This window comes from Vibrio sp. AH4, assembly GCF_030710545.1.
GTDB classification, from domain to species: domain Bacteria; phylum Pseudomonadota; class Gammaproteobacteria; order Enterobacterales; family Vibrionaceae; genus Vibrio; species Vibrio metoecus.
Genome location: NZ_JALAIV010000001.1, coordinates 61783 through 82536 on the forward strand (window position 1 = coordinate 61783; position 20754 = coordinate 82536).

The window sequence follows — 20754 nt, forward strand, 5'->3', positions numbered from 1 at the left end:
TCAGCCTTAAATCTCAAGCCTTTCTTATCAAATCTCACAACTTTTTCTTATCCTTCTGGTCAAGTGATCGACGTTTTTGCGGCAAGCACCTTAAAACTCTCATTTTTTAACCAAGTGAGAGCGTTGACGTCAGTTTTTTACCAAAAAACTTATTTCTTGTTACACAATAAACCCACATTACAAAAGATTTGCTTTCATTAATAACTCAAAAATTAAACAGCAAATGCTACAAATTAACCACTTGAACGATATAAATCACAACAAAGAGCTTTAATGTCGATATATTATTTTAACTACGGTAAAGTGCACTCCGACTCAATAAGGACATCCTGACTCCTTACTAACGATTGGATAAGAGGCTCTTAGTATGTTACAAGCCCAACAACGCCTACCAAGCTTGATCCAAGTGATCGTTTCGCTTGGACTATTTTTGCTGTTAGCGTTTTCATTTACTGCACAACTGGATTTACCGATTCAGCTTGCTCTGTACATCGGCTGGTTCGTGATTATTACTCTTGGCATTCGCCTAGGGCATAAATACAAAGATTTAGAAACCGCAGCCCTTAATGGCATCTCAAATGGCCTAGGTGCGGTTTTAATTCTCTTGGCCGTAGGTGCTTTGGTCGGAACCTGGATTTCAGGTGGTATTGTCCCAACCATTATTTATTACGGTTTGAAAGCCATTCACCCTTCTATCTTTTTATTAGCCACTATGGTGATTTGCTCTCTAACCGCTTTAGCAACAGGCACTTCCTGGGGCGCCGCAGGCACGGCGGGTATTGCGATGATGGGGATTGGCCAAGGCCTTGGTATTCCAGCCCCGATTACTGCGGGTGCCGTACTTTCTGGTTGCTACTTCGGCGATAAAATGTCACCGCTTTCAGATTCGGTTATTTTGGCCTCTTCGATGTCAAACGTTGAAGTGATGGAACACATCAAAGGGATGCTACCGATTGCCTTGATCAGCTATGTGATCACAGGAGTTCTGTTTACTCTGTTTGGCTTCCACTATGCGGGTAACGTTGATATGTCTCAGGTTGAGACGGTGATTACCGCGATGGAACAGCAATTTTATATCACCCCATACTCTTTTGTCCCTGTACTTATCGTGCTCGGACTGCTCGCCATGCGTATGCCCTCTTTCCCTGTGATCAGTTTTGGCTCACTACTCGGCATTATTTGGGCAGTGATGATTCAAGATGTCGATTTCCTGCAAGCATTCAACACCGCATGGGCCCCTTACAATATTGAATCTGGCGTAAGCTTTATCGATGCGATTTTGAATCGTGGTGGTATGTCATCCATGCTTGGCTCAGTTGCCGTGATCGTGTTTGGTCTTGGTTTTGGTGGTTTGTTAGATAAAGTGGGCGTGCTTGAAACGATCGCAAAACTGTTTGAGCGTCGAGTAACTAGCGCAGGTTCACTCGCGACCAGCACGATTGGTACCGCTTTCATGGGTAACGTGTTTGGCTCAGCAATGTATGTGTCACTGATCCTGACTCCAAAAATCTGTGCCAAAAACTATGATCGTTTAGGCTATCAACGCAAAAACCTTTCTCGTAACGCAGAGTTTGGTGGCACGCTAACCTCAGGTATGGTGCCATGGAGCGATAACGGAATTTATATGGCCAGCATTCTCGGTGTCGCGACGCTTTCTTACGCGCCGTTCATGTGGCTGAGCTTTGTCTGCATTATCGTCACCATCGTGACCTCTTACTGCGGATGGTTTGTTGATAAATGTGAACCAACGGCTTGCGCGACACTTGATGACGACGCTGAAAATTCCAAGGTTCCTGTTTCTGCATAACAACCTCAAAATCATTTGAAGAGAGCGCGCTAAGGCGCTCTTTTTATTTATAACGAAGAGTAAGACTCTAAATGCAACCGAGCCATATGCCATTCCACTTCTCGAACGGTTTTTGCCAAGTATGAGGATAAGTTATCCAATACTCGCTCACTCGGCATTTTTCCTGCTTGTAGCTCGCTTTCAATCTCTGCCGCCGCGTTTTTTAACCTTTCTGCCCCTAGGCTTGCCGCTGCACTTTTCAAACTATGACTCACACGTTGAGCCATTTGAGGATCGTTCACTATATGTGTGCGAATTCTTTCATCATCTTGTTTATGATCTTCCAAGAAAACATTCAGCAGCTGATGAACCGATTTCATATTGCCATTTAATGCTTGTTTTAATTGCTCGATGTTCACTTGGCTGCTTACCCCATCTATCGGAGTACGCTCTTGTTCTTCATGAGTTTGTGTGGGAAAAACAGGAAAGGAACGGCAAGATAACAGCAGCATAAAGCTCAACATGGCTAATACACTCCCAAACACCAAAATCACCATCATGCTCCACAATTGACGGTGGTACTCTTCTTCAAGCAAGCTCGCCTCTTCGTAGACAGCATGGTTTAACAGTTTATTGGCAATATTGTCGCCTTCTGCATATTGCGTAAGAAGTTTGGAAACATAGGCTAAGGCAATCTGTAGATGTTCTTGCTCTGCGTTAGGTAAGGTAAGTGAGCTTTTTAAGAGACGATCCAAACTGCGATAGATGTCTGGGTTAGTCCGATGATCAGCAAACAAAGCCTCAAAACTCAAGGCTCCGAGCTCGAAATATTCTGCTAATCGCGCATCATTCTGCGTAACCTTTTGTCGGTTTTGCCGCAACAACTCCGCTAACTCCGTAGGGTGTAGCTCTATGTTCAAAAAGGCTCTCGCCTGTTCAATAAATCGATCCGTTTGATACAGCAGTTGTTGTACATCACCGGCAAACCAAACATGAGATTGCTCCGCTTCAATTTGCATACGTAACGCGAGCAGCAAGGAGAGTTCAAGTTCCAAATCTGGAGCGTGGTTTGCTCGATAAGGCTGCGAGAAATAGAGCGTATCGCGAAAGTGCATTAAGCGATTGGTCAACTCGTCAAGGCTACGTGAAGATGATGAGATCTGGTAAAATTGCCACAACATCAAGGCTGCTACGATCCCCCATACAACAAAAATCGTCATCACAGCGTTATTTCTCAACCGCTTATTCGATAAGATTTGTTCCATGCCAACGATCCTAGTAAAAACCTAAGATCAAGCATATACGCAATTTTTAAGCTTGATGGGCAATGTGGTGATTTGCTTAAAAAAAAGAGAGCGTGATCGCTCTCTTTAGCAAAGTGAATGGTGTATGACTCACAGTATTGATTACTGCTCGTTAACGTAAGCGAGTCAATTGATCACGTAAATTCGGTGGCGTTCCTTTAATCGTCAGCGTGTCAGTTTCTGGGTCATAGAACACACGCACTCCCAGCAACAAGCTGTCAAAACTTAAGTTCAAACCACCACCGGCGCCCACATATTTCGTCAGTTTACGTACGGTAGATCGATCCGCAGGAAAACTCTCCTCCAGCTCATAGCCTTGCTCACGCGTAAAGTCGAAAAAGTTGACCCCTTCATTGCTTGGCGGCAATTCCCCAGACAACTCTTGCACTTTTACTTCATCGCCCGATTTCATCTGATCATTGCAGTATTCATATACTTGCTTTTTGTAACTGATCACTTCATCTTTTTCGAACTTAGCATCAGCACAAAAATCTTCCACCGCCTGCATAAGCACTTGATTTTGCTGCTTAGTATCGAGACCAATATCCGCCTGCAGGAAATCAAGGAAAAAATCGGCCACTTTACGCCCAACTCGACCTTTGATGTAACTCAAATAGCGTTTGGACTCTTTGTCTGTTTCATAACTAGAAAGATCAATACGTGCCACGATATCCATTTTATTGATATCCAAATAATCGGTGGCACTGATGTCTAACCCTTCTGTAACTTTCAGGCTTTGGTTGAGGGGCAGCAAGCCAATAAACAGATAATCTGTCGCCAACGATTGATATTCCGCCATCACCAAAATGCCCTCATCGGCAAAAGGGTATTTTGCGAGTTCATTCTTTAAACGCTGAGCACTCTGTTGTGAAAAATCGTAGAAAGGCAATTCTCCACGGCGCATCTCTTGCAACCAAAGCTGGAATTCACTGTCTGACTTAAAACAACCGAAACCTTTACCCGCTTTTGCATTAAAAACACGATGTAACTCAGCGACTAAGTTTTCAGTTGACGTATCATTGCGGAGAGATTCAGCGCGATAGTTTACGACCAACTCATCGTTATCATTTTTACGGAGCTGGTGCAGAATCACGTTAGAAAGGAATAGGCTCATAGTGAAATAATCATCGTTCTGGTTTCAGTTGTTAGGCATAGTAGGGTATCATAAGCCGCTTTTACTATCATCATCAGAGTCAATATGCCTATTACATCGAAATACAGTGACGAACACGTTGAATCCATTCTGACTGAAATTGCTGCGGTACTAAACAAACATAATACCTCACCAGAGCTAACCTTAATGCTCGTAGGTAATATCGCAACGAACGTGCTTAATCAAAACGTTGCAGCTTCACAACGTAAAGTGATTGCAGAAAAATTCGCACAAGCGTTAGTGTCATCTTTGCAAAGCTAAAATTGACCCATTTAACCAATAAATAGAAAAAGCACATGGTAGAGAGCGGAAATACATACGGCGATAGAGTATCTCGTTTGGTAGGTTGGGGGCATTGGTTTGCCTTCTTTAATATCATCGCAGCCATGCTCATTGGCACTCGATATATCTCTCAATCTCCTTGGCCAGAAACGCTAATCGGGCAACTCTACCTTGTGCTGTCTTGGGTTGGGCATTTCGGTTTTCTTGTTTTTGCACTCTATCTGTTAGTGCTTTTTCCTTTGACCTTTCTTGTCCCATCAAGAAGTCTGTTTCGTTTTTTAGCGGTCTGCTTTTCAACTCTCGGTCTCACTGTTTTACTGATCGATACTCAAGCCTATCAAATCATCAATCTACACCTTAACCCCGTGGTGTGGGAGCTTCTTTTTAATGATGAGACGAGCAGCGTGAGCGCTGATCTACAGCATCTATTTGTTGTCTTACCGCTGATTTTTCTGCTTGAACTGGGATTATCAGAATGGGTATGGCGCAAACAGCGCAAGCTATCCCATAAGCGTATTGGTCGCCCTATTGCAGCCGTATTTTTTATCAGTTTTATTACCAGTCATCTCATTTACGTTTGGTCGGATGCCTATCTCTATTCATCGGTGACCAACCAGCGGGCAAACTTCCCTCTGTCCTATCCAATGACGGCTAAATCCTTTATGGAAAAGCACGGTTTATTTGATAGAGAAGAGTATACCAAGCGCCTTGCTGAACAAAATAACGGCACTGATGGGCTAATCTATCCTCTTGAGCCTCTAGAATTTAATCGGCGCACCAATAACCTAAATGTATTGGTGGTTAGTATTAATAATTTGCGCGCCGATACACTAACGCCTGATTTAATGCCAAACGCATATCAGTTTGCTAGCGAGAACCTCAACTTCACTAACCATTACAGTTCAAGCAACGATATGTTTGGCCTGTTTGGCCTGTTTTATGGTTTGCCGAGCACTTATGCGAGTAGCGTTCGGATTCAAGGTAATCCGCCCGCATTTATTGATGTCATGAAAAAGAATGGCTATCAATTTGGATTATTCAGTGGCAGTAACTTCTCTGACCCGCTTTACCATGAAACATTATTCCGCTCTTTAGACCTTGCTGAAATAGCTTTCGTTAAAGAGAACAGTGCTGATGATCAGGCGGTAAAAGCATGGTCTGAGTGGCTAGTCACAACACAGGGAAAACCGTGGTTTAGCTATTTAGAATTCACAACTGTTGAAGAGTTTTCAGCGCTTAAATCTGACACGACCAAATCATCGGCAACTGACCGTTTACGTGATGCTTATAACCTTTCTGCGACCCAAGCAGATAACGTAATCAAAAACTTGCTTGACCAATTAGAATCCATGGCATTGTTAGACAACACGGTGGTTGTCATCACCTCTAATCATGGTACTGAGTTTAACGAGACTAAAACAAATACTTGGGGCGCGAACAGCAACTATAGTCGCTATCAGTTACAGGTTCCCATGATTATTCATTGGCCAGGTAAAGTAGCTGGCACTTATGCTCATCGCTCTAGTCACCTCGATTTCTCTGTGACTCTAATGCAAGATTTACTAGGGGTTTCATCAAACCCAATTGACTACAGCAGCGGTAAAAATCTGTTTAACGAAAGTAAACGAAAATGGATTTTAGCCGGTGATTCACGTGAGTTAGCCTTAATTACAGATTCGCAAACCACCGTGATCGATAAATTGGGCAACTTTAAAGTTTATGATGCGAATTACCAACGCCTTAAAGAGGTTACTCCAACATTACCCGTGTTAATGCAAGGTTTGACCGAATTGCAGCGTTTTTACGCAAAAGACAATTAAATTCATTATTTTAAGGTACCCTAGGGTTGACGCCTTAGAGAAAAGTTATTAGATTACGCCCATCGGACTGTAGCGCAGCTTGGTAGCGCACCGTCATGGGGTGTCGGGGGTCGGAGGTTCAAATCCTCTCAGTCCGACCATACACCTAAAGGGGAGTTTCTTTGAAACTCCCCTTTTCCGTTTTAGAACTTGTAAAAAATAGCGCTTAGCAATAAAAATAGCGACCAAGTGTACATAATTAGAGCAAACAGTATTTTAGGGGCTTTACAAGCAAGCGTCAGGCCGATATTATGCGCGCACAAACGGAGAGATGGCTGAGTGGTTGAAAGCACCGGTCTTGAAAACCGGCGATGGTTAATAGCTATCCTAGGGTTCAAATCCCTATCTCTCCGCCACATTAGAAAAGCCGCTGATTATTCAGCGGCTTTTTGCTTTTACATGTGATTAAATTTTCACTTCAATACGCCGTGCTTAACGCCGCTTTCAGTAACTCAAGATGCAATGGCACTAGCGCTGCGTGGTCTTCACGATACCCTCCACCGATGACACAAGCGATTGGGATGCTCTCCTGCTTCGCCAAACCCAATATAAAACGATCGCGTTGTGCTATAGCTTCCTGAGAAATGGATAAATAGCCCAACTCATCATCATGATGGATATCAACACCAGCATCGTAAATAATCAGATCAGGTTGATGAACACTGACTGCGATTTCAACCACCTGTTTAAATGTCGAAATAAACTCGCTGTCTCCCGTTTGTTTACAAAACTCAATATCCATATCAGAAGCTGGTTTTCGTGCTGGGAAATTCTTATCACAATGAAACGAAAGGGTAATGATATCATCTCGCTGCGCACACAAGGTTGCCGTTCCATCGCCATGATGTACATCACTATCAATGATCAGCACTTTATCAACACCGGATAAAGAGAGCGCGAAATGTGCCGCTATCGCTAAATCATTAAACAAACAGAAGCCGCTACCAAAGTCCACATGGGCGTGGTGATAACCACCACTGAGGTGAATGGCAAGTCCCGAGTGCAGCGCGTGTTCAACCGTTAAGCAGGTTCCACCGACTGAAAACAATGTACGCTCAATCAGTTTTTCACTCCAAGGAAAGCCTATCCGGCGCATCTTGGCGGCTGGTAATGTTCCTTCCAGCAAAGCCCGCACATAGTCCGAATCATGTACTGACCTCACCAATGAGAGCGCTGCCATTTGTGGAGCCATAAAGTGAAATGCAGTTCGCCACTCTTCACTGTGTTCTTGCTGACGTACAATTTCTTCATACAGTAAACGATATTTGTTGATGGGATATCGATGACCGACAGGCAATTCCAATTGTGAATAAATGGGATGATAAATCAGCGGGATCATACGCTACTCAACTCTGGTTCATTTAGGCTTTATACGTTCTAGTTTTATTGTTTGGAGCACGACGTATGCGCTTAAAGGCCGCTTTCTTCACCACGGGCAAGGATTGCAATGAGGTAGGCACAGGGGCACATTTGACTTGCGCGATGAGCTGCTCTAAACGTACCTGTAAAGTTTGCATAAAGGGTTGGTATGCTTGGCCTTTTTCAGCAATCGCTTGTAGTTGGTGTTCCCAATGTGCTGTCATATCTGGATATGTGGCTTCCAGTGGTAATGCGTGAATTAAACCTCGTCCCGCCGGAGTGCTTTTAATCAGCTTGTTATCGCGCAGCAAAAGTCCGCGTTTAAACAGGGTATCCAGAATCCCTGCTCGGGTTGCTTCTGTACCCAAACCATCCGTGTCCCGCAGAATTTTTTTCAGTTCTTTATCAGCAACAAAGCGGGCTATCCCCGTCATCGCCTGTAAAAGTGTTGCTTCAGTAAAATGGCGAGGAGGCTCTGTTTGTCTCTGTTTTATTTCCCCTTCTCGACACTGTAGCACCGTACCAACAGCCAGAGGAGGGACTTTATCCACGCCCTCTTCTTGTTCATCTTGATGACCAGTCAACGCTTTCCATCCAGCACTAAGCAGTTGACGCCCTTTCGCAATAAAAACTCCACCGGCGATGTTGAAGACCAACTTAGCCTCTGCATACACTGCCGCAGGATAGAACTGAATTAAGTATTGGCGAGCAATGAGTTGATACACCTTCATCTCATAGCTAGACAACGCATTCACGCTAGCCTTTTTGGGCGTGGGGATAATGGCGTGGTGCGCGTCCACTTTACTGTCATTCCAAGCTTTGGAGCGTAGCGATAAATTCGCATTGTTAACGGCCGTGAGCATTTCTTGCGCATTATTGGCAATAGCGGCCACAACATCAGCCGCCTGAGCCAAATGCTCTTTCGGGAGATATCGGCAATCTGAACGCGGATAGGTGATCAGCTTATGTTTCTCATAAAGAGATTGGCAAATATCCAAGACTTGCTGCGCACTCATGTTATAACGCTTAGCAGCATCAATTTGCAGCGCAGAGAGTGAATAAGGTAAAGGAGCGGCTTGCTTAGTTTGATCTTGTTCTGATTCCGTCACAGTGGCGGGCTGATGGGCAATGCGACTAGCCACATTCTCTACCAGTTTGCGGTTAGTCACTCGCCCGTCTTCATCTTGCCACGGCAAACATGCCTCACTTGGCTTCCAGCGAGCACGAATATCAAAGTGCTCCGCGCCACTTTGGTAAGGAATTAAAGCATCCAGAGTAAAGTAATCATGCGGGACAAAATTCTCGATCTCTTCATCTCGTCTCACCACTAAGCCGAGTACCGGTGTTTGTACTCGCCCTACGGAGAGCACGCCTTGATAACCGGCTTTTTTTCCAAGCAAGGTATAAGCCCGTGACATATTCATACCATACAGCCAGTCAGCACGTGAACGCGCCAAGGCAGATACTGAAAGTGGAATAAATTCACGGTTACTGCGCAAACCTTGTAATGCTCGCTTTACTGCTGAAAGATTTAAATCACTGATCAAAAGGCGCTGCACGGTTTCTTTTTTGCTATTCGGAACTTTGCAATAATCCAGTACTTCATCCACTAGCAGTTGCCCTTCACGATCCGGATCGCCTGCATGAATAATTTGATTCGCATCTTTAAGCAGTTTGCGAACCACTGTCAGCTGTTGGGAAGAAGATTTTCTCGGGCGCAGTTGCCACTGCTGCGGAATAATCGGCAGATCCGCCATGTTCCATTTTTTGTAGCGTTCATCATAAGCATCTGGCTCAACTTGCTCAAGAAGATGCCCAATACACCAAGTTACGACATCGCCATTGGCACAGCGAATACAACCTTGCTCTTTCTTATGCGGTTTTGGCAAAGCATCGGCGATGGCTCGGGCAAGGCTTGGTTTTTCAGCAATAATGAGTCGGCTCATAGCATACATTGGCGGATAAAATTAAGGCCACATTACTCAATGTGGCCTTATAAAATCAAGAAAAACTGTCGTTTTATACAGTGTTATTCTTCACTCGCGGTACGAGATGCCGCTTCTTTAATCAGTGTTTGCAGTTCACCCTTTTGGAACATCTCCAGCATGATGTCGCAACCACCAATCAGCTCACCTTCAATCCACAGTTGTGGGAAAGTAGGCCACTGAGCGTAAACCGGTAGCTCTGCACGGATGTCTGGATTTTGTAGGATATCTACATAAGCAAACTTCTCACCACACGCCATCAGAGCTTGTGCAGCTTGCGAAGAAAAACCACAGCTTGGCAGTTTTGGTGAGCCTTTCATATAAAGCAGAATCGGGTTTTCGGCGATTTGCTGTTTGATTTTGTCAATAGTTTCCATCGCTTCCTCATTAATGGATGTCATCAAATATGGGCACATTCTAAAGCAATAACTGAGAATAAAAAGCATATTCTCTATGTGGATAAAGAGTAGACTTATCTTGTTTGTCTCGTTAGCGCTTTTGTGAGCACCCTAGACCGATCTTTTTCTGTCTTCGGGGTTTTAATAAAGTAAAAAGTTGCTAAAATACTTGGCAAGTCAGTCGTAACGACGAAGAAAACAATACACTGGAAGCAACGATATAAAGAGATCCCTCTCTTTACACTCAACGGAGAATCGAGCAATGGCATTTGAACTACCCGCTCTTCCTTACGCGAAAGACGCGCTGGAACCACACATCTCAGCAGAAACTCTGGATTTCCACCACGGTAAACACCACAACACTTACGTGGTAAAACTGAATGGTCTGATCCCAGGTACTGAGTTTGAAAACAAATCACTAGAAGAGATCATCAAGACCTCAACTGGTGGTGTTTTCAACAACGCAGCGCAAATTTGGAACCACACGTTCTACTGGCACTGCCTGTCACCAAACGGTGGCGGTGAGCCAACGGGCGCGGTTGCTGAAGCAATCAATGCAGCATTCGGTTCTTTCGCTGACTTCAAAGCTAAATTCACAGATTCTGCAATCAACAACTTCGGTTCATCTTGGACTTGGTTGGTGAAAAAAGCGGACGGTTCTCTTGCCATCACGAACACTTCAAATGCAGCAACTCCGCTGACAGAAGCAGGCGTGACACCACTGCTGACCGTTGACCTGTGGGAACACGCATACTACATCGACTACCGTAATGTGCGTCCAGACTACATGAATGGTTTCTGGGCACTGGTTAACTGGGACTTTGTTGCTCAGAACCTAGCTAAATAAGTTCCTATTGCTTATTTAATCGTCATAAGCCTGCAATTTTGCAGGCTTTTTTGATTTCATCTCCTCAAGTTTTCTGCCCTGAAGCCGTTAAACGAATATCAAGGGGAGAGAGTCATGCAAGTCCACACGTTAGACAAAGCGGGAATCATTAGCGAGCTGCATTTTGGCCAAGGTATAAGCCAAGCGGTAACGCAAGGACGTCGTGCTGACTTTGCCCTGTTATTGGCACTTTTTTCTAACGATGTGCGCGACAACACTCCTATAGACAAAATCCATGAATCACCTACGACTGAACAAGTTCTTCGCCAGCGTTTTGAACTTGCAGAACCTCAACCACTGGAAAATGATGAAAGCTCATATCAGATTTCAGCCAAACAGGCAGCGCTGTTTCATGAAGGCGGAATGGCAAGCGCCAAACTCAGCCACTACCTGACCCCAGAAGCACTGACTTATCGTCCACAAGATACTCAAGGCTTCCCTGAAGAAGTCTATCTAAATCTTTCAGGTCATGAGCGGCGTCATTTAGCAGAAAAGACACCGACAGCTCTATTGGCCAAAGATTTTTACCACCGCCTTGCGACCGCTTATCGTCAAGATCAATTCCGTCTGTCGGTTTGATCATTCGACCGGCCTAATACATAGACCATACTGCAAACAAAGTTGCGATCTAATAATTTTTGTGAATGGATGCAAACTATTGGCTTTCTGTTTGCTAAATCCAAAGTTATTTGAACTTATTCACACTGTATACACATCTAATCAACCATGCTGTCCAAACCCCCTGCGTAACCTGACGGTTAAAAATGCAGCTAAGAACAAGATGAGGTAGCACTCATGGATATAAAAAGTGCAGTAATATTAATAACTTCGGCAAGCTCAGCTCTCGGAAGTACACTGGCCACTCACTTTGTCAAACTTGGAGCCAAAGTGATCCTTTGTGATCGTGACCAACAAGGATTGGTGGACACGTATTGGCGCTGTCATGCCATCTCAAATCAAGTCGCGTATTTTCATCTCAATGATTTTTCGCCCGACAGCATTGAACACCTTCTGGATATGGTTGAACAAAAATTTCAGCGAGCGCCCGATGTGTTGATCAACAACTTACCTTCCGCCCCCTTACCGTCACTGGTTGACGAAAAACCCAGTGAACAATTTATTCAGCAATTGGGCGCAATTGCCTCTTCGTTGTTTAATTTCAGTCACGCTTGCTCGGTCAGAATGCGTCAACGCCAGACTAAAGGAGTGATCGTCAATGTGGTGTGCTACAACGCACCGCAAGATCGATCAGGTATAGAAAGTGCAAACTCAATGGTCTCAGGATTTACTCAAAGTTGGGCTAAAGAGCTAACCCCGTTTAACATTCGGGTCGGAGGCGTGGTACCTCAAGTCGAGAGTGCAAATGATGAGGCAGTGCACTGGTCTGAAATCCGTGAAGAACTGATTCGCAACACTGAATATATCGTGGCTAATGAATATTTTAGTGGAAGGGTAATGTCGGCTTAGCCTCCGCTAAGCCGCGGTGTCTCATAATCCTTCGTTTAGATACTCATCAAGATAGTTCTCTTCTTCGGCATTGTAATCATCCACTCGAATTTCCGCTTCGAAATTTCTTCGTTGGATGAAAGCATCACGAGTCAAACTATACGGGTCGGGTGAGTTATGCAGTAAAGCTTCTTGCGAAACTAGGGCAGCACGTGTTTCCATGCCTTCTAGAGCCCATTTGCCTAATCCAGCCCAAATATTGAGATAAGCGAGAGGGAAATACATGCCGTCAACCACATCCGATACTTGGCGCACGGTATAAGGCCCGTATCCTGGAATCATTAGGTAAGGTCCATTACCTACACCATAGTGTCCGACTGCATCACTAAACTCTTTTTCATCGTACTTTTTAATGCCAGCTTCAGAAGCAATATCGATTAAGCCAAGTAAACCAAAACTGGTGTTGATCCAAAAACGGTTGAAATGAACAACGGCTTTAGAACCATTACCCATCAGTAAGTTATTCACCATACTGGCTGGTTCATCTAAGTTAGAAAGGAAATTCGCTACCCCACTGCGCACAGGCTTAGGCACATAACCGACATAGAACAAGGAGACAGGGCGAACCACGTAAGGATCTAAGTAGTCGTAGTTAATCGTCCACATTTGTCGGTTAAAACTTTCAAGCGGATCGTTAACCTGAGAGTGAGAGGATGCGTCATCGGGGGTGCTACTGCATCCGAGCAAAAACGCGGTGAATAAAACAATCCAAGATAAGCGACCAACCATACGTTATTCCATGTGCAAAGGCCGACTTACATCGGCCTTATATTTTCTTCCCATTCAAAGTCGTACCAGCCGCGACTTTGGACTATTTGGGCATCATTTATTATTTTTCCGCTTGTGATTTTATTCGTACTGCTTATCAAGTACAACGGCAACAGCATCACCCGCTTTCATTATTTGGCTTTCACCATGCCAATCACCGGCTTTTGTCGCCACATTACCGTCGGTATCAATACGTGCTCGCACAATAAAAGACTCAAGACTAGAGAGTTTTGCCCCTTGCATCATGCTGTTACTGTCATCCAATACCACGGTTCTTGGGAATTCACCTAGTGGGTAACGTGCCGCAGCCGTAGGCATAGGAGAACCAGGTGCATGAACCGACACAATTAATACTGCATTAGGATCGACGTTCACCTGATCACCGAGACTGATCGTTACCTTAACCGATTTTCCATCACTCGTGGCGCTGGTCTGTGAGCCCATTTTTTGTCGCGCACTTTCAATACTGCGACTGAGCATCTCATAGCGAGCATCCTGAGGGCCGATCGCTTGTTGCATCAAGCTCCAATATTTAATGGCGGCAGAAAAATCGCCACTCTCAAATGCATCAAATGCCAGTAAAGAGTAAACACGCAGATCGGCATAACCACGCTGGGCCAATTTCAGCAGAATTGATTTAGCGTCTTGTTGGTCAATCGGATCGTTGGACAGCATTAATGCTTGAGCGTAGCCAAATTTCACATCAGGATCTTCACTATCTAATGCGTAGGCTTTCTTCATTGCTCCGATGGCGGTTTCAAGATCACGGTTGGCTAAACCAATTCGCCCTAACAACAACCACCCAGTCACATCATCGGCTTGGTAATGTAGTCGTGTACGTAGCGCAAGAGTCAAGTCATTCATCTCTTCATCGCTAAGCTCTACTTGAGGTGCCATCAGTTTTTTCGATAGTTCAGGGAGTTGTGCCGTCACTTCCTGCCACGCTTGCACATGTTGATAACTACCGAACTTAGCGTATAAGCCATAGCTCAAACCGACCACCAGTAACACCGATGGAACAACGATTTTCCATAATGAAACGCTATTCTCTTGCTCATGCTTTTGCTGGGTTGGGATGTCGTCTAACAGAGTTTGCTTGAGATCGGCGATCAAATCTTGTTGATCAACCACAATCCCCTCTTCCGCTTCCTCTTCCAGCTCTTTCAGGCGATCTTTATAAAAGGCTTTATTCAATTCATCGCGTAGTGCTTGATCGTTATTAGCACGTTTTTTAACGAAAGGAATAATGATGAATGCTACCGCAATCAATGCTAGCAACAAGGTTGAGATCCAAAACATCCCCATGATTACTTCTCTCCCTCTTGCTCTTCTTTCAATAACGCCGCTAGACGTGCTTCTTGTTCGTCATTCCACGGTATTGAATTAGCCGCGTTGCGCGATTTACGTCGACTGCGTAGCACGATTACCGTAAAACCAATCACAAGCACCGAAATAGGGCCAAGCCAAAGAATCGCAGTGCCTAGTGTAAACGGCGGATTATAGGTTACAAAATTACCGTAGCGAGCAATCATGTAATCGACGATTTCCGACTTGGACTTTCCTGCTTTCGTCATCTCATACACTTTTTGACGCAAATCTTGCGCTAATTCTGCGTTTGAATCCGCGATCGTGTTGTTTTGACATTTCGGACAGCGCAAGGTCGCACCTAATTCCTGAAACTGCTGTTCTTGTTCTAATGTTTCAAAATCATACACTTCAATTGTGGCGAATGCCGAAAGTGATACCATCATGGCAGCGAATACTGCGAACCACCACTTTTTCATTGTTTCGCCTCCGCTTGCAGCTGCGCATAGAGTGGCGCGAGTGTTTCTTGCCAGTTGCGCGAATTCACATCACCCACATGGCGATAACGGATCACCCCATTCGCATCAATTAGGAAAGTCTCCGGAGCACCATAAACGCCTAGATCCAGCCCTAGCATACCGTTCCCATCGAATAGGCTGATGAGGTATGGGTTACCGAGCTCATTGAGCCACTGGGTTGCTTTATCTCGTTGATCTTTGTAATTCAGACCAATAATTTTCACACCTTGTCCAGCCAGTTTGTTCAGGTATTGGTGTTCTGCATAACAGGTTGGACACCAAGTAGCCCAAACGTTGAGCAATAACGGCTCACCTTTGAAAATGGACTGATCGTATAACTTACCCGGTTCCGCCAAATCTTCTAAACGAAACTCAGGCACCGACTTGCCGACCAATACAGATTCGAGTTTGGTCGGATCATCTCCTGACGAGTTTCTCACCAACTGAGTAGCAAACACCCCTGCCAATAGCAAAAATGCAACCAGTGGGATAAATAAAATTTTCTTATTCACTTAGGCCTCCTGATGTGCATTTTTTCTGAAGCGGTAACGCTTATCACTGATGGCGAATACGCCACCCAATGCCATTAATAAACCACCAGCCCAAATCCAGCGCACATAAGGTTTGTAATAAATGCGAACTGCCCACGAGCGGTTATCTTCCAGACGCTCTCCCATTGCAATATACAAATCACGCGTAATACCACGATCAATCGCGGCTTCGGTCATCATCGATTTAGCGGTGCGATAGAAACGTTTTTCTGCATGCAACGTGTTGACATATTGACCTTGGCTAGTGATTTCAAAATCAGCAATGTAACCGTCGTAGTTCGGGCCATCTTTGTCGCGCACATTTTGGAAGTAGAAGTTGTACTCATTCAGCTGGAAATGATCCCCAGGGGCAAGGCGTACATCGCGCTCAATACTGTAATTCTGCACCATCGCAATACCGATAATACTCACCGCTAAGCCTAAATGACCGAGCATCATCGCCCAATGGCTGCGTGGTAGCTTTTTCACACCTACCATAAACGGGTGGCGGTGAGTCGCACGCGTATGCAGCTCATAACCATGCAGGAGCACAATCCACCATGCCATTACCCAGCCAAGATAGGCCATCGGGCTGAAAGTAGGAGCATTAAGCCACATCATTAGTGCGGCAAGTACCAATGAAGCCACCGCTGTCGCTAACATAGGTTTAAATAAGGTTGAAATTTGGTCACGCTTCCAACGAATTAATGGACCAATGCCCAATAAAAACGCGAATGGGATCATTAGCCATGCGAACAACATGTTAAAGAATGGCGCACCAATAGAGACAGAACCAAGACCAATCTGTTTATGTACCAATGGCAACAGAGTACCAATCAGCACGACCGCTAACGCGGTCATCAGCAACACGTTATTCGCCAGTAAGCTATTTTCACGTGAGACCAATTCAAAGTTGCCACGCACTCGTACCGAGCCACCTTTGATCGCAAACAGCAGCAATGAACCACCGATCACTGCGATCAAGAAACCTAGGATAAACATACCCCTTGCAGGATCAGACGCAAACGCATGCACAGAAACCAAAATACCTGAACGAACTAAGAATGTGCCTAGCAAACTCAGAGAGAAGGCTGAAATGGCAAGCAGAACCGTCCATGCCTTAAAAGTGCCACGCTTTTCCGTAACCGCTAATGAGTGCATTAAAGCCGTACCGGCGAGCCAAGGCATGAACGAGGCGTTTTCTACTGGGTCCCAGAACCACCAGCCCCCCCAACCAAGCTCATAGTATGCCCACCAAGAACCTAATACGATCCCCATCGTGAGAAACAGCCAAGCTCCAATCGTCCAAGGACGTGACCAACGAGCCCATGCCGTATCCAATCGACCAGTCATCAAAGAAGCAATCGCGAACGAGAAAGCCACTGAGAAACCTACATAACCCATGTACAACATCGGTGGATGGATTATTAAGCCAGGGTCTTGTAGGAGTGGGTTTAAATCACGACCATCAATTGGGAAATAGGGTAACGTTCGTAAAAATGGGTTTGAGGTAACGATGATGAACAGAAGAAAACCAACGCTGATCATGCCCATTACCGCTAATACTCTAGCCACAGACTCTTGTGGCATTCCGCGGCTAAAAGTAGCCACAGCGACAGTCCAAGCCGACTGAATCAGTACCCAAAGTAGTAGCGAACCTTCGTGAGCTCCCCAAACTGCCGTCAACCGATAGTACCAAGGCAGCTCGCTGTTTGAGTTACTTGCCACATACTGAACGGTAAAATCGTTGCTATAAAATGCCCACAGTAAAATCACGAAAGAGGTCAACAGCATAAAGAACATGCCCCATGATAAGGGGCGAGCAGTATTCATTAATAGCGTGTTGTTGCGTGATGCGCCAAGCAGAGGGAGTGCACTCAATAAAATCGCCAGACCTAACGAAACAATCAGTGCAAAATGGCCAATTTCAGCAATCATTGTGCACTTCCTTGTTGTTCTTCTGTGTACTGGAGTGGTGCATGTGTTTTTTGCATTGCTTCAGCAATTTCTGGTGGCATGTAGTTCTCATCATGTTTTGCCAAGACTTCAAATGCTTCGATATTCGTTGCATCAACCAGAACACCTTGAGCGACAATACCCTGACCTTCTCGGAATAGATCCGGCAAAATACCGTCATAGGTTATCGTGACGCTAGGGCCTACATCATGTAAATCAAAACTGACTTTCAGAGAATTAGGATCACGCTTTACCGATCCAACAACTACCATTCCACCAATGCGAAGGCGTTGTCCCACTTCCGGTTTCTTTCCTTCTTTTCCATACACCAACTCACTTGGGGTATAAAACAAATCCATATTTTGATTTAAGGCGTAGATGATCAGTCCAACTGTGGCACTCAGTCCAAGTAAGATCGCTAAAACAACACCGAGCCGCTTTTTACGTCTTGGGTTCATAGTGTGTTCTCCATATGTTTTGCAGCATCAATCCGAGCCTGGCGCTCCAATTTATTGCGCACTTGATTGAGTAACGTGTTTTTGCGTCGAACGCTGACGATCCACAACACCGCCATCGACAGATAAGTTAAGCCAAAGGCTCCCCAAACATAGCTGGCATACCCGCCCATTGCTAAAAAATCACTGAAAGATTCAAAATGCATCATTGGTTTCCTCGCAAGGATTGGTTCGCTAATTCGCAGACCCAAGGACGGTGACTTTCTCGACTTAGGATCTCATTACGCAGACGGATCATCGTTAGTGCCGCGAAGAAGAACGCAAAACCAAAAATACAAGCCAAAAGCGGCCACAGCATTTCAGGCGCGATCGATGGTTTCGCAAACTTTGTGATGGTGGCACCTTGGTGTAAAGTGTTCCACCACTCAACCGAGAAATGAATGATTGGCAGATTAATCACGCCAACAATTGCTAGGATACCTGCTGCTTTCGCCGCCGTTTTTTGATCATCAAAAGCATGATAAAGCGCAATCACACCTAAATAGAGAAACAGAAGCACAAGTTCAGAAGTTAAGCGTGCATCCCATACCCACCAAGCCCCCCACATTGGCTTGCCCCAAATCGCTCCAGTGATCAGCGCAATAAACGTGTACACAGCACCAATCGGAGCCATCGCTAAAGCGGCCATATCTGAAATACGGATCTGCCAAACAATGCCGATAAATGCAGCGATGGCCATCGACATGTAAATACCCATTGACCATATCGCCGCAGGGACATGGATATAGATGATTCTAAAACTGTCACCCTGCTGGTAATCTGCTGGTGCATAAGCTAACCCCAGCACCGTCCCTACCGCAAGAAACAGGAATCCTAAACTGGCAAACCAAGGCAACAACTTACCGCACAATTGGTAAGCTGCATCGGGTTTGGCATAGGGATGAAGCCATTTCCACATGTTGATCTCACTTTGCTTTCAATTTATTGAGTTTTAACTAACTTACTTATAATTTATCTAACGCAGCATTTTCGTGCTTGATCGAAAACAATCAATGAACACTTACTCGTAACGCCGCGCTTATCGCAAATGGCGTTAAAGTCATCGAACCCATGAGCATAGCGGCTAAAATAGCTAGCTGTCCGTTATACGGCATACCGAGGGCTGCAGCATCAATTGCTGAGGTAGCAAATATTAAGACTGGGATAAACAGCGGCAGAACTAATAAACTCAGCAATACCCCGCCTTTTTGTAACCCCACGGTCAATGCAACCCCAATTGCGCCAATAAAACTTAAGGTTGGCGTTCCCAGTAAAAGCGTTAGCACAACCGCAAGCCAAGTTGAGCTATCGAACGACAGCAAAACAGCAAGCAGAGGGCTTAATAAAATCAGAGGTAAACCCGTCAGAATCCAGTGCGCGGTGACTTTTGCCAATACCACAACGGATAAAGGTAGTGGAGTAAGCATTGCCTGCTCAAGGGCGCCATCTTGGAAATCATCCCGAAATAAACGCTCTAAGGAAAGCAGCGCCGCTAGCAAAGCCGCCACCCAAACGATACCCGGTGCAATTCGCGCCAATAAGGCGGGTTCAGGTCCCACACTCAGAGGGAACAAGGTAATGACAATAATAAAGAACCACAAAGGGTTAAATACATCGGCTTGACGACGAAATGCAATCAAGAGTTCTCGGCGAATAAACTGAATAAAAGCACTAATCATGAGATGTGACCACCGAGTCGAATCTTGCGGAGTTTAGGATTGTCGGCAAACATATCTTGATGCGTAGTCAAAATGACAATCCCTCCTTGTTCTGCGTGGTTTAAAAACAGGGCTTCAAGAACTTTCACGCCTTGCTTATCAATAGCGGTTAGAGGTTCGTCCAAAATCCATAGTTTCTTTTGGCTCAACCATAATCTTGCCAACGCAACCCTGCGCTGCTGCCCTGCGGAAAGTTGCCCAACAGGCACATCTTCTCGCCCAGCTAATCCCACTTTCGCCAGTGCTTGAAAAATCTCCACTTCACTCACCGCTTGTTGATGCACAGCTTGATAAAACCGTAAATTTTCAGCGGCCGTCAGTTCGCGCTTAATCCCTGTTTGGTGGCCTAAAAACAGTAAATCTTGATGATAGTTTTCACGATCACTTTGAATTTTGTTGCTCTGCCAGAGGATTTCACCAGAGTCACTCTCACCAAGACCAGCAATGATTCGTAGTAAAGTGGTTTTACCCGTTCCATTACGACCTTCAATCTGGACTAGTTCGCCGGTATGGATTTCGAATGAGAGGGATTCAAATAAAATCCGCTCATCACGAATGGCGGTGAGATTTTTTACTTCTAACATGCTTGTCTACTAAGAGCGTTGGGACGGCTATATTACCACAGCAACGGGGAGACTAAAGCCGCTAACTCTATTACGAATCACGAAACTAAGTAAGAAACTATTAAAAATTCACCTATTTCTTTCGCAACTACCCCTTTATGGTTACAACCATAATCCAATCGACATACGTACGTTAAAACAACATGAATTCCTTCACACGATGATTCAGGTATAAATGAATGCGCCTTAAATAAGTAATGATGTGCAGCGTGAATGAGCCACTATCGTGAATCACTAAACCATAATAAAACCATCCCAACTGCTCAAAATAGTGGTTTAGGAATAACAATAAAAAAGGAAGCCTGAGCTTCCTTTAAAATAATA

Annotated in this window: 21 protein-coding genes and 2 tRNA genes; 8 read left to right on the forward strand and 15 right to left on the reverse strand. The window is 44.9% G+C overall.

Annotated elements, in window-relative coordinates; all coding sequences use genetic code 11:
* Positions 1–367 precede the first annotated feature (367 nt).
* Positions 368–1807: a Na+/H+ antiporter NhaC gene (gene nhaC / locus MKA69_RS00305; protein ID WP_000938457.1), complete on the forward strand. Its 1440-nt coding sequence runs from the start codon at positions 368–370 to the stop codon at positions 1805–1807.
* A gap of 47 nt (positions 1808–1854) precedes the next feature.
* Here nhaC and MKA69_RS00310 read toward each other — a convergent pair whose 3' ends face one another.
* Both MKA69_RS00310 and yejK read right to left on the reverse strand, forming a co-directional pair.
* Complete coding sequence (locus MKA69_RS00310) at positions 1855–3051, reverse strand: Hpt domain-containing protein (RefSeq protein ID WP_095457772.1); 1197 nt, start codon at positions 3049–3051, stop codon at positions 1855–1857.
* A 151-nt stretch (positions 3052–3202) separates the two neighbouring features.
* On the reverse strand, positions 3203–4204 hold the full coding sequence (yejK, locus tag MKA69_RS00315; protein WP_305847340.1) for a nucleoid-associated protein YejK: 1002 nt from the start codon (positions 4202–4204) through the stop codon (positions 3203–3205).
* Positions 4205–4288: 84 nt separating this feature from the next.
* Here yejK and MKA69_RS00320 point away from each other — a divergent pair, with 84 nt between their 5' ends.
* The 4 genes from MKA69_RS00320 to MKA69_RS00335 all read left to right on the forward strand — a co-directional run bounded on the left by MKA69_RS00320 (position 4289) and on the right by MKA69_RS00335 (position 6740).
* Positions 4289–4504 carry a YejL family protein gene (locus tag MKA69_RS00320; protein WP_001123172.1) on the forward strand — a complete coding sequence of 72 codons (216 nt, stop codon included), beginning with the start codon at positions 4289–4291 and terminating at the stop codon, positions 4502–4504.
* Positions 4505–4539: 35 nt separating this feature from the next.
* Positions 4540–6345: a DUF3413 domain-containing protein gene (locus MKA69_RS00325; RefSeq protein WP_000230319.1), complete on the forward strand. Its 1806-nt coding sequence runs from the start codon at positions 4540–4542 to the stop codon at positions 6343–6345.
* 63 nt (positions 6346–6408) lie between these two features.
* Positions 6409–6485 (forward strand) — tRNA-Pro (locus tag MKA69_RS00330).
* Positions 6486–6649: 164 nt separating this feature from the next.
* Positions 6650–6740 (forward strand) — tRNA-Ser (locus MKA69_RS00335).
* 62 nt (positions 6741–6802) lie between these two features.
* Here the strand turns inward: MKA69_RS00335 and MKA69_RS00340 are convergent.
* The 3 genes from MKA69_RS00340 to MKA69_RS00350 all read right to left on the reverse strand — a co-directional run bounded on the left by MKA69_RS00340 (position 6803) and on the right by MKA69_RS00350 (position 10105).
* Positions 6803–7723: a histone deacetylase gene (locus tag MKA69_RS00340; RefSeq protein ID WP_305847341.1), complete on the reverse strand. Its 921-nt coding sequence runs from the start codon at positions 7721–7723 to the stop codon at positions 6803–6805.
* Between the two features lie 22 nt (positions 7724–7745).
* A complete protein-coding gene (locus MKA69_RS00345; protein WP_305847342.1) occupies positions 7746–9689 on the reverse strand; it encodes a DNA topoisomerase III in 1944 nt (647 codons plus the stop codon).
* A gap of 83 nt (positions 9690–9772) precedes the next feature.
* A complete protein-coding gene (locus MKA69_RS00350) occupies positions 9773–10105 on the reverse strand; it encodes a Grx4 family monothiol glutaredoxin (RefSeq protein WP_000447539.1) in 333 nt (110 codons plus the stop codon).
* Between the two features lie 283 nt (positions 10106–10388).
* Here MKA69_RS00350 and sodB point away from each other — a divergent pair, with 283 nt between their 5' ends.
* From sodB to MKA69_RS00365, 3 genes are all read left to right on the forward strand, one after another.
* Positions 10389–10973 carry a superoxide dismutase [Fe] gene (gene sodB, locus MKA69_RS00355; protein ID WP_000863550.1) on the forward strand — a complete coding sequence of 195 codons (585 nt, stop codon included), beginning with the start codon at positions 10389–10391 and terminating at the stop codon, positions 10971–10973.
* Positions 10974–11087: 114 nt separating this feature from the next.
* Entirely contained in the window at positions 11088–11591 is a 504-nt protein-coding gene (locus MKA69_RS00360; protein ID WP_055028317.1) for a VC2046/SO_2500 family protein, read from the forward strand.
* A 276-nt stretch (positions 11592–11867) separates the two neighbouring features.
* Positions 11868–12479, forward strand: a complete 612-nt coding sequence (locus MKA69_RS00365; protein ID WP_229600237.1) for an SDR family oxidoreductase — start codon at positions 11868–11870, stop codon at positions 12477–12479.
* 21 nt (positions 12480–12500) lie between these two features.
* Here MKA69_RS00365 and MKA69_RS00370 read toward each other — a convergent pair whose 3' ends face one another.
* From MKA69_RS00370 to ccmA, 10 genes are all read right to left on the reverse strand, one after another.
* On the reverse strand, positions 12501–13247 hold the full coding sequence (locus tag MKA69_RS00370; protein WP_305847343.1) for a VacJ family lipoprotein: 747 nt from the start codon (positions 13245–13247) through the stop codon (positions 12501–12503).
* Between the two features lie 120 nt (positions 13248–13367).
* The gene (gene ccmI / locus MKA69_RS00375; protein WP_055028314.1) at positions 13368–14591 is read right to left on the reverse strand and encodes a c-type cytochrome biogenesis protein CcmI; all 1224 of its coding nucleotides are present in this window, start codon (positions 14589–14591) and stop codon (positions 13368–13370) included.
* A 2-nt stretch (positions 14592–14593) separates the two neighbouring features.
* A complete protein-coding gene (locus tag MKA69_RS00380; protein ID WP_305848212.1) occupies positions 14594–15037 on the reverse strand; it encodes a cytochrome c-type biogenesis protein in 444 nt (147 codons plus the stop codon).
* Positions 15038–15066: 29 nt separating this feature from the next.
* A complete protein-coding gene (locus MKA69_RS00385; RefSeq protein ID WP_001035066.1) occupies positions 15067–15621 on the reverse strand; it encodes a DsbE family thiol:disulfide interchange protein in 555 nt (184 codons plus the stop codon).
* Positions 15622–17577 carry a heme lyase CcmF/NrfE family subunit gene (locus MKA69_RS00390; RefSeq protein ID WP_055030723.1) on the reverse strand — a complete coding sequence of 652 codons (1956 nt, stop codon included), beginning with the start codon at positions 17575–17577 and terminating at the stop codon, positions 15622–15624.
* Positions 17574–18053: a cytochrome c maturation protein CcmE gene (gene ccmE / locus MKA69_RS00395; protein ID WP_001069623.1), complete on the reverse strand. Its 480-nt coding sequence runs from the start codon at positions 18051–18053 to the stop codon at positions 17574–17576. The genes MKA69_RS00390 and ccmE overlap by 4 nt, the downstream gene beginning before the upstream one ends.
* Positions 18050–18256: a heme exporter protein CcmD gene (ccmD, locus tag MKA69_RS00400; protein WP_000545363.1), complete on the reverse strand. Its 207-nt coding sequence runs from the start codon at positions 18254–18256 to the stop codon at positions 18050–18052. Before ccmD ends, ccmE begins: the two co-directional genes overlap by 4 nt.
* Positions 18256–19008 (reverse strand): heme ABC transporter permease, encoded by a 753-nt coding sequence (locus MKA69_RS00405; protein WP_055028312.1) that lies wholly within the window; start codon positions 19006–19008, stop codon positions 18256–18258. Before MKA69_RS00405 ends, ccmD begins: the two co-directional genes overlap by 1 nt.
* Before the next feature lie 91 nt (positions 19009–19099).
* Positions 19100–19768, reverse strand: a complete 669-nt coding sequence (gene ccmB, locus MKA69_RS00410; RefSeq protein ID WP_000622152.1) for a heme exporter protein CcmB — start codon at positions 19766–19768, stop codon at positions 19100–19102.
* The gene (gene ccmA / locus MKA69_RS00415; RefSeq protein WP_000895174.1) at positions 19765–20391 is read right to left on the reverse strand and encodes a cytochrome c biogenesis heme-transporting ATPase CcmA; all 627 of its coding nucleotides are present in this window, start codon (positions 20389–20391) and stop codon (positions 19765–19767) included. The genes ccmB and ccmA overlap by 4 nt, the downstream gene beginning before the upstream one ends.
* Positions 20392–20754: the final 363 nt, after the last annotated feature.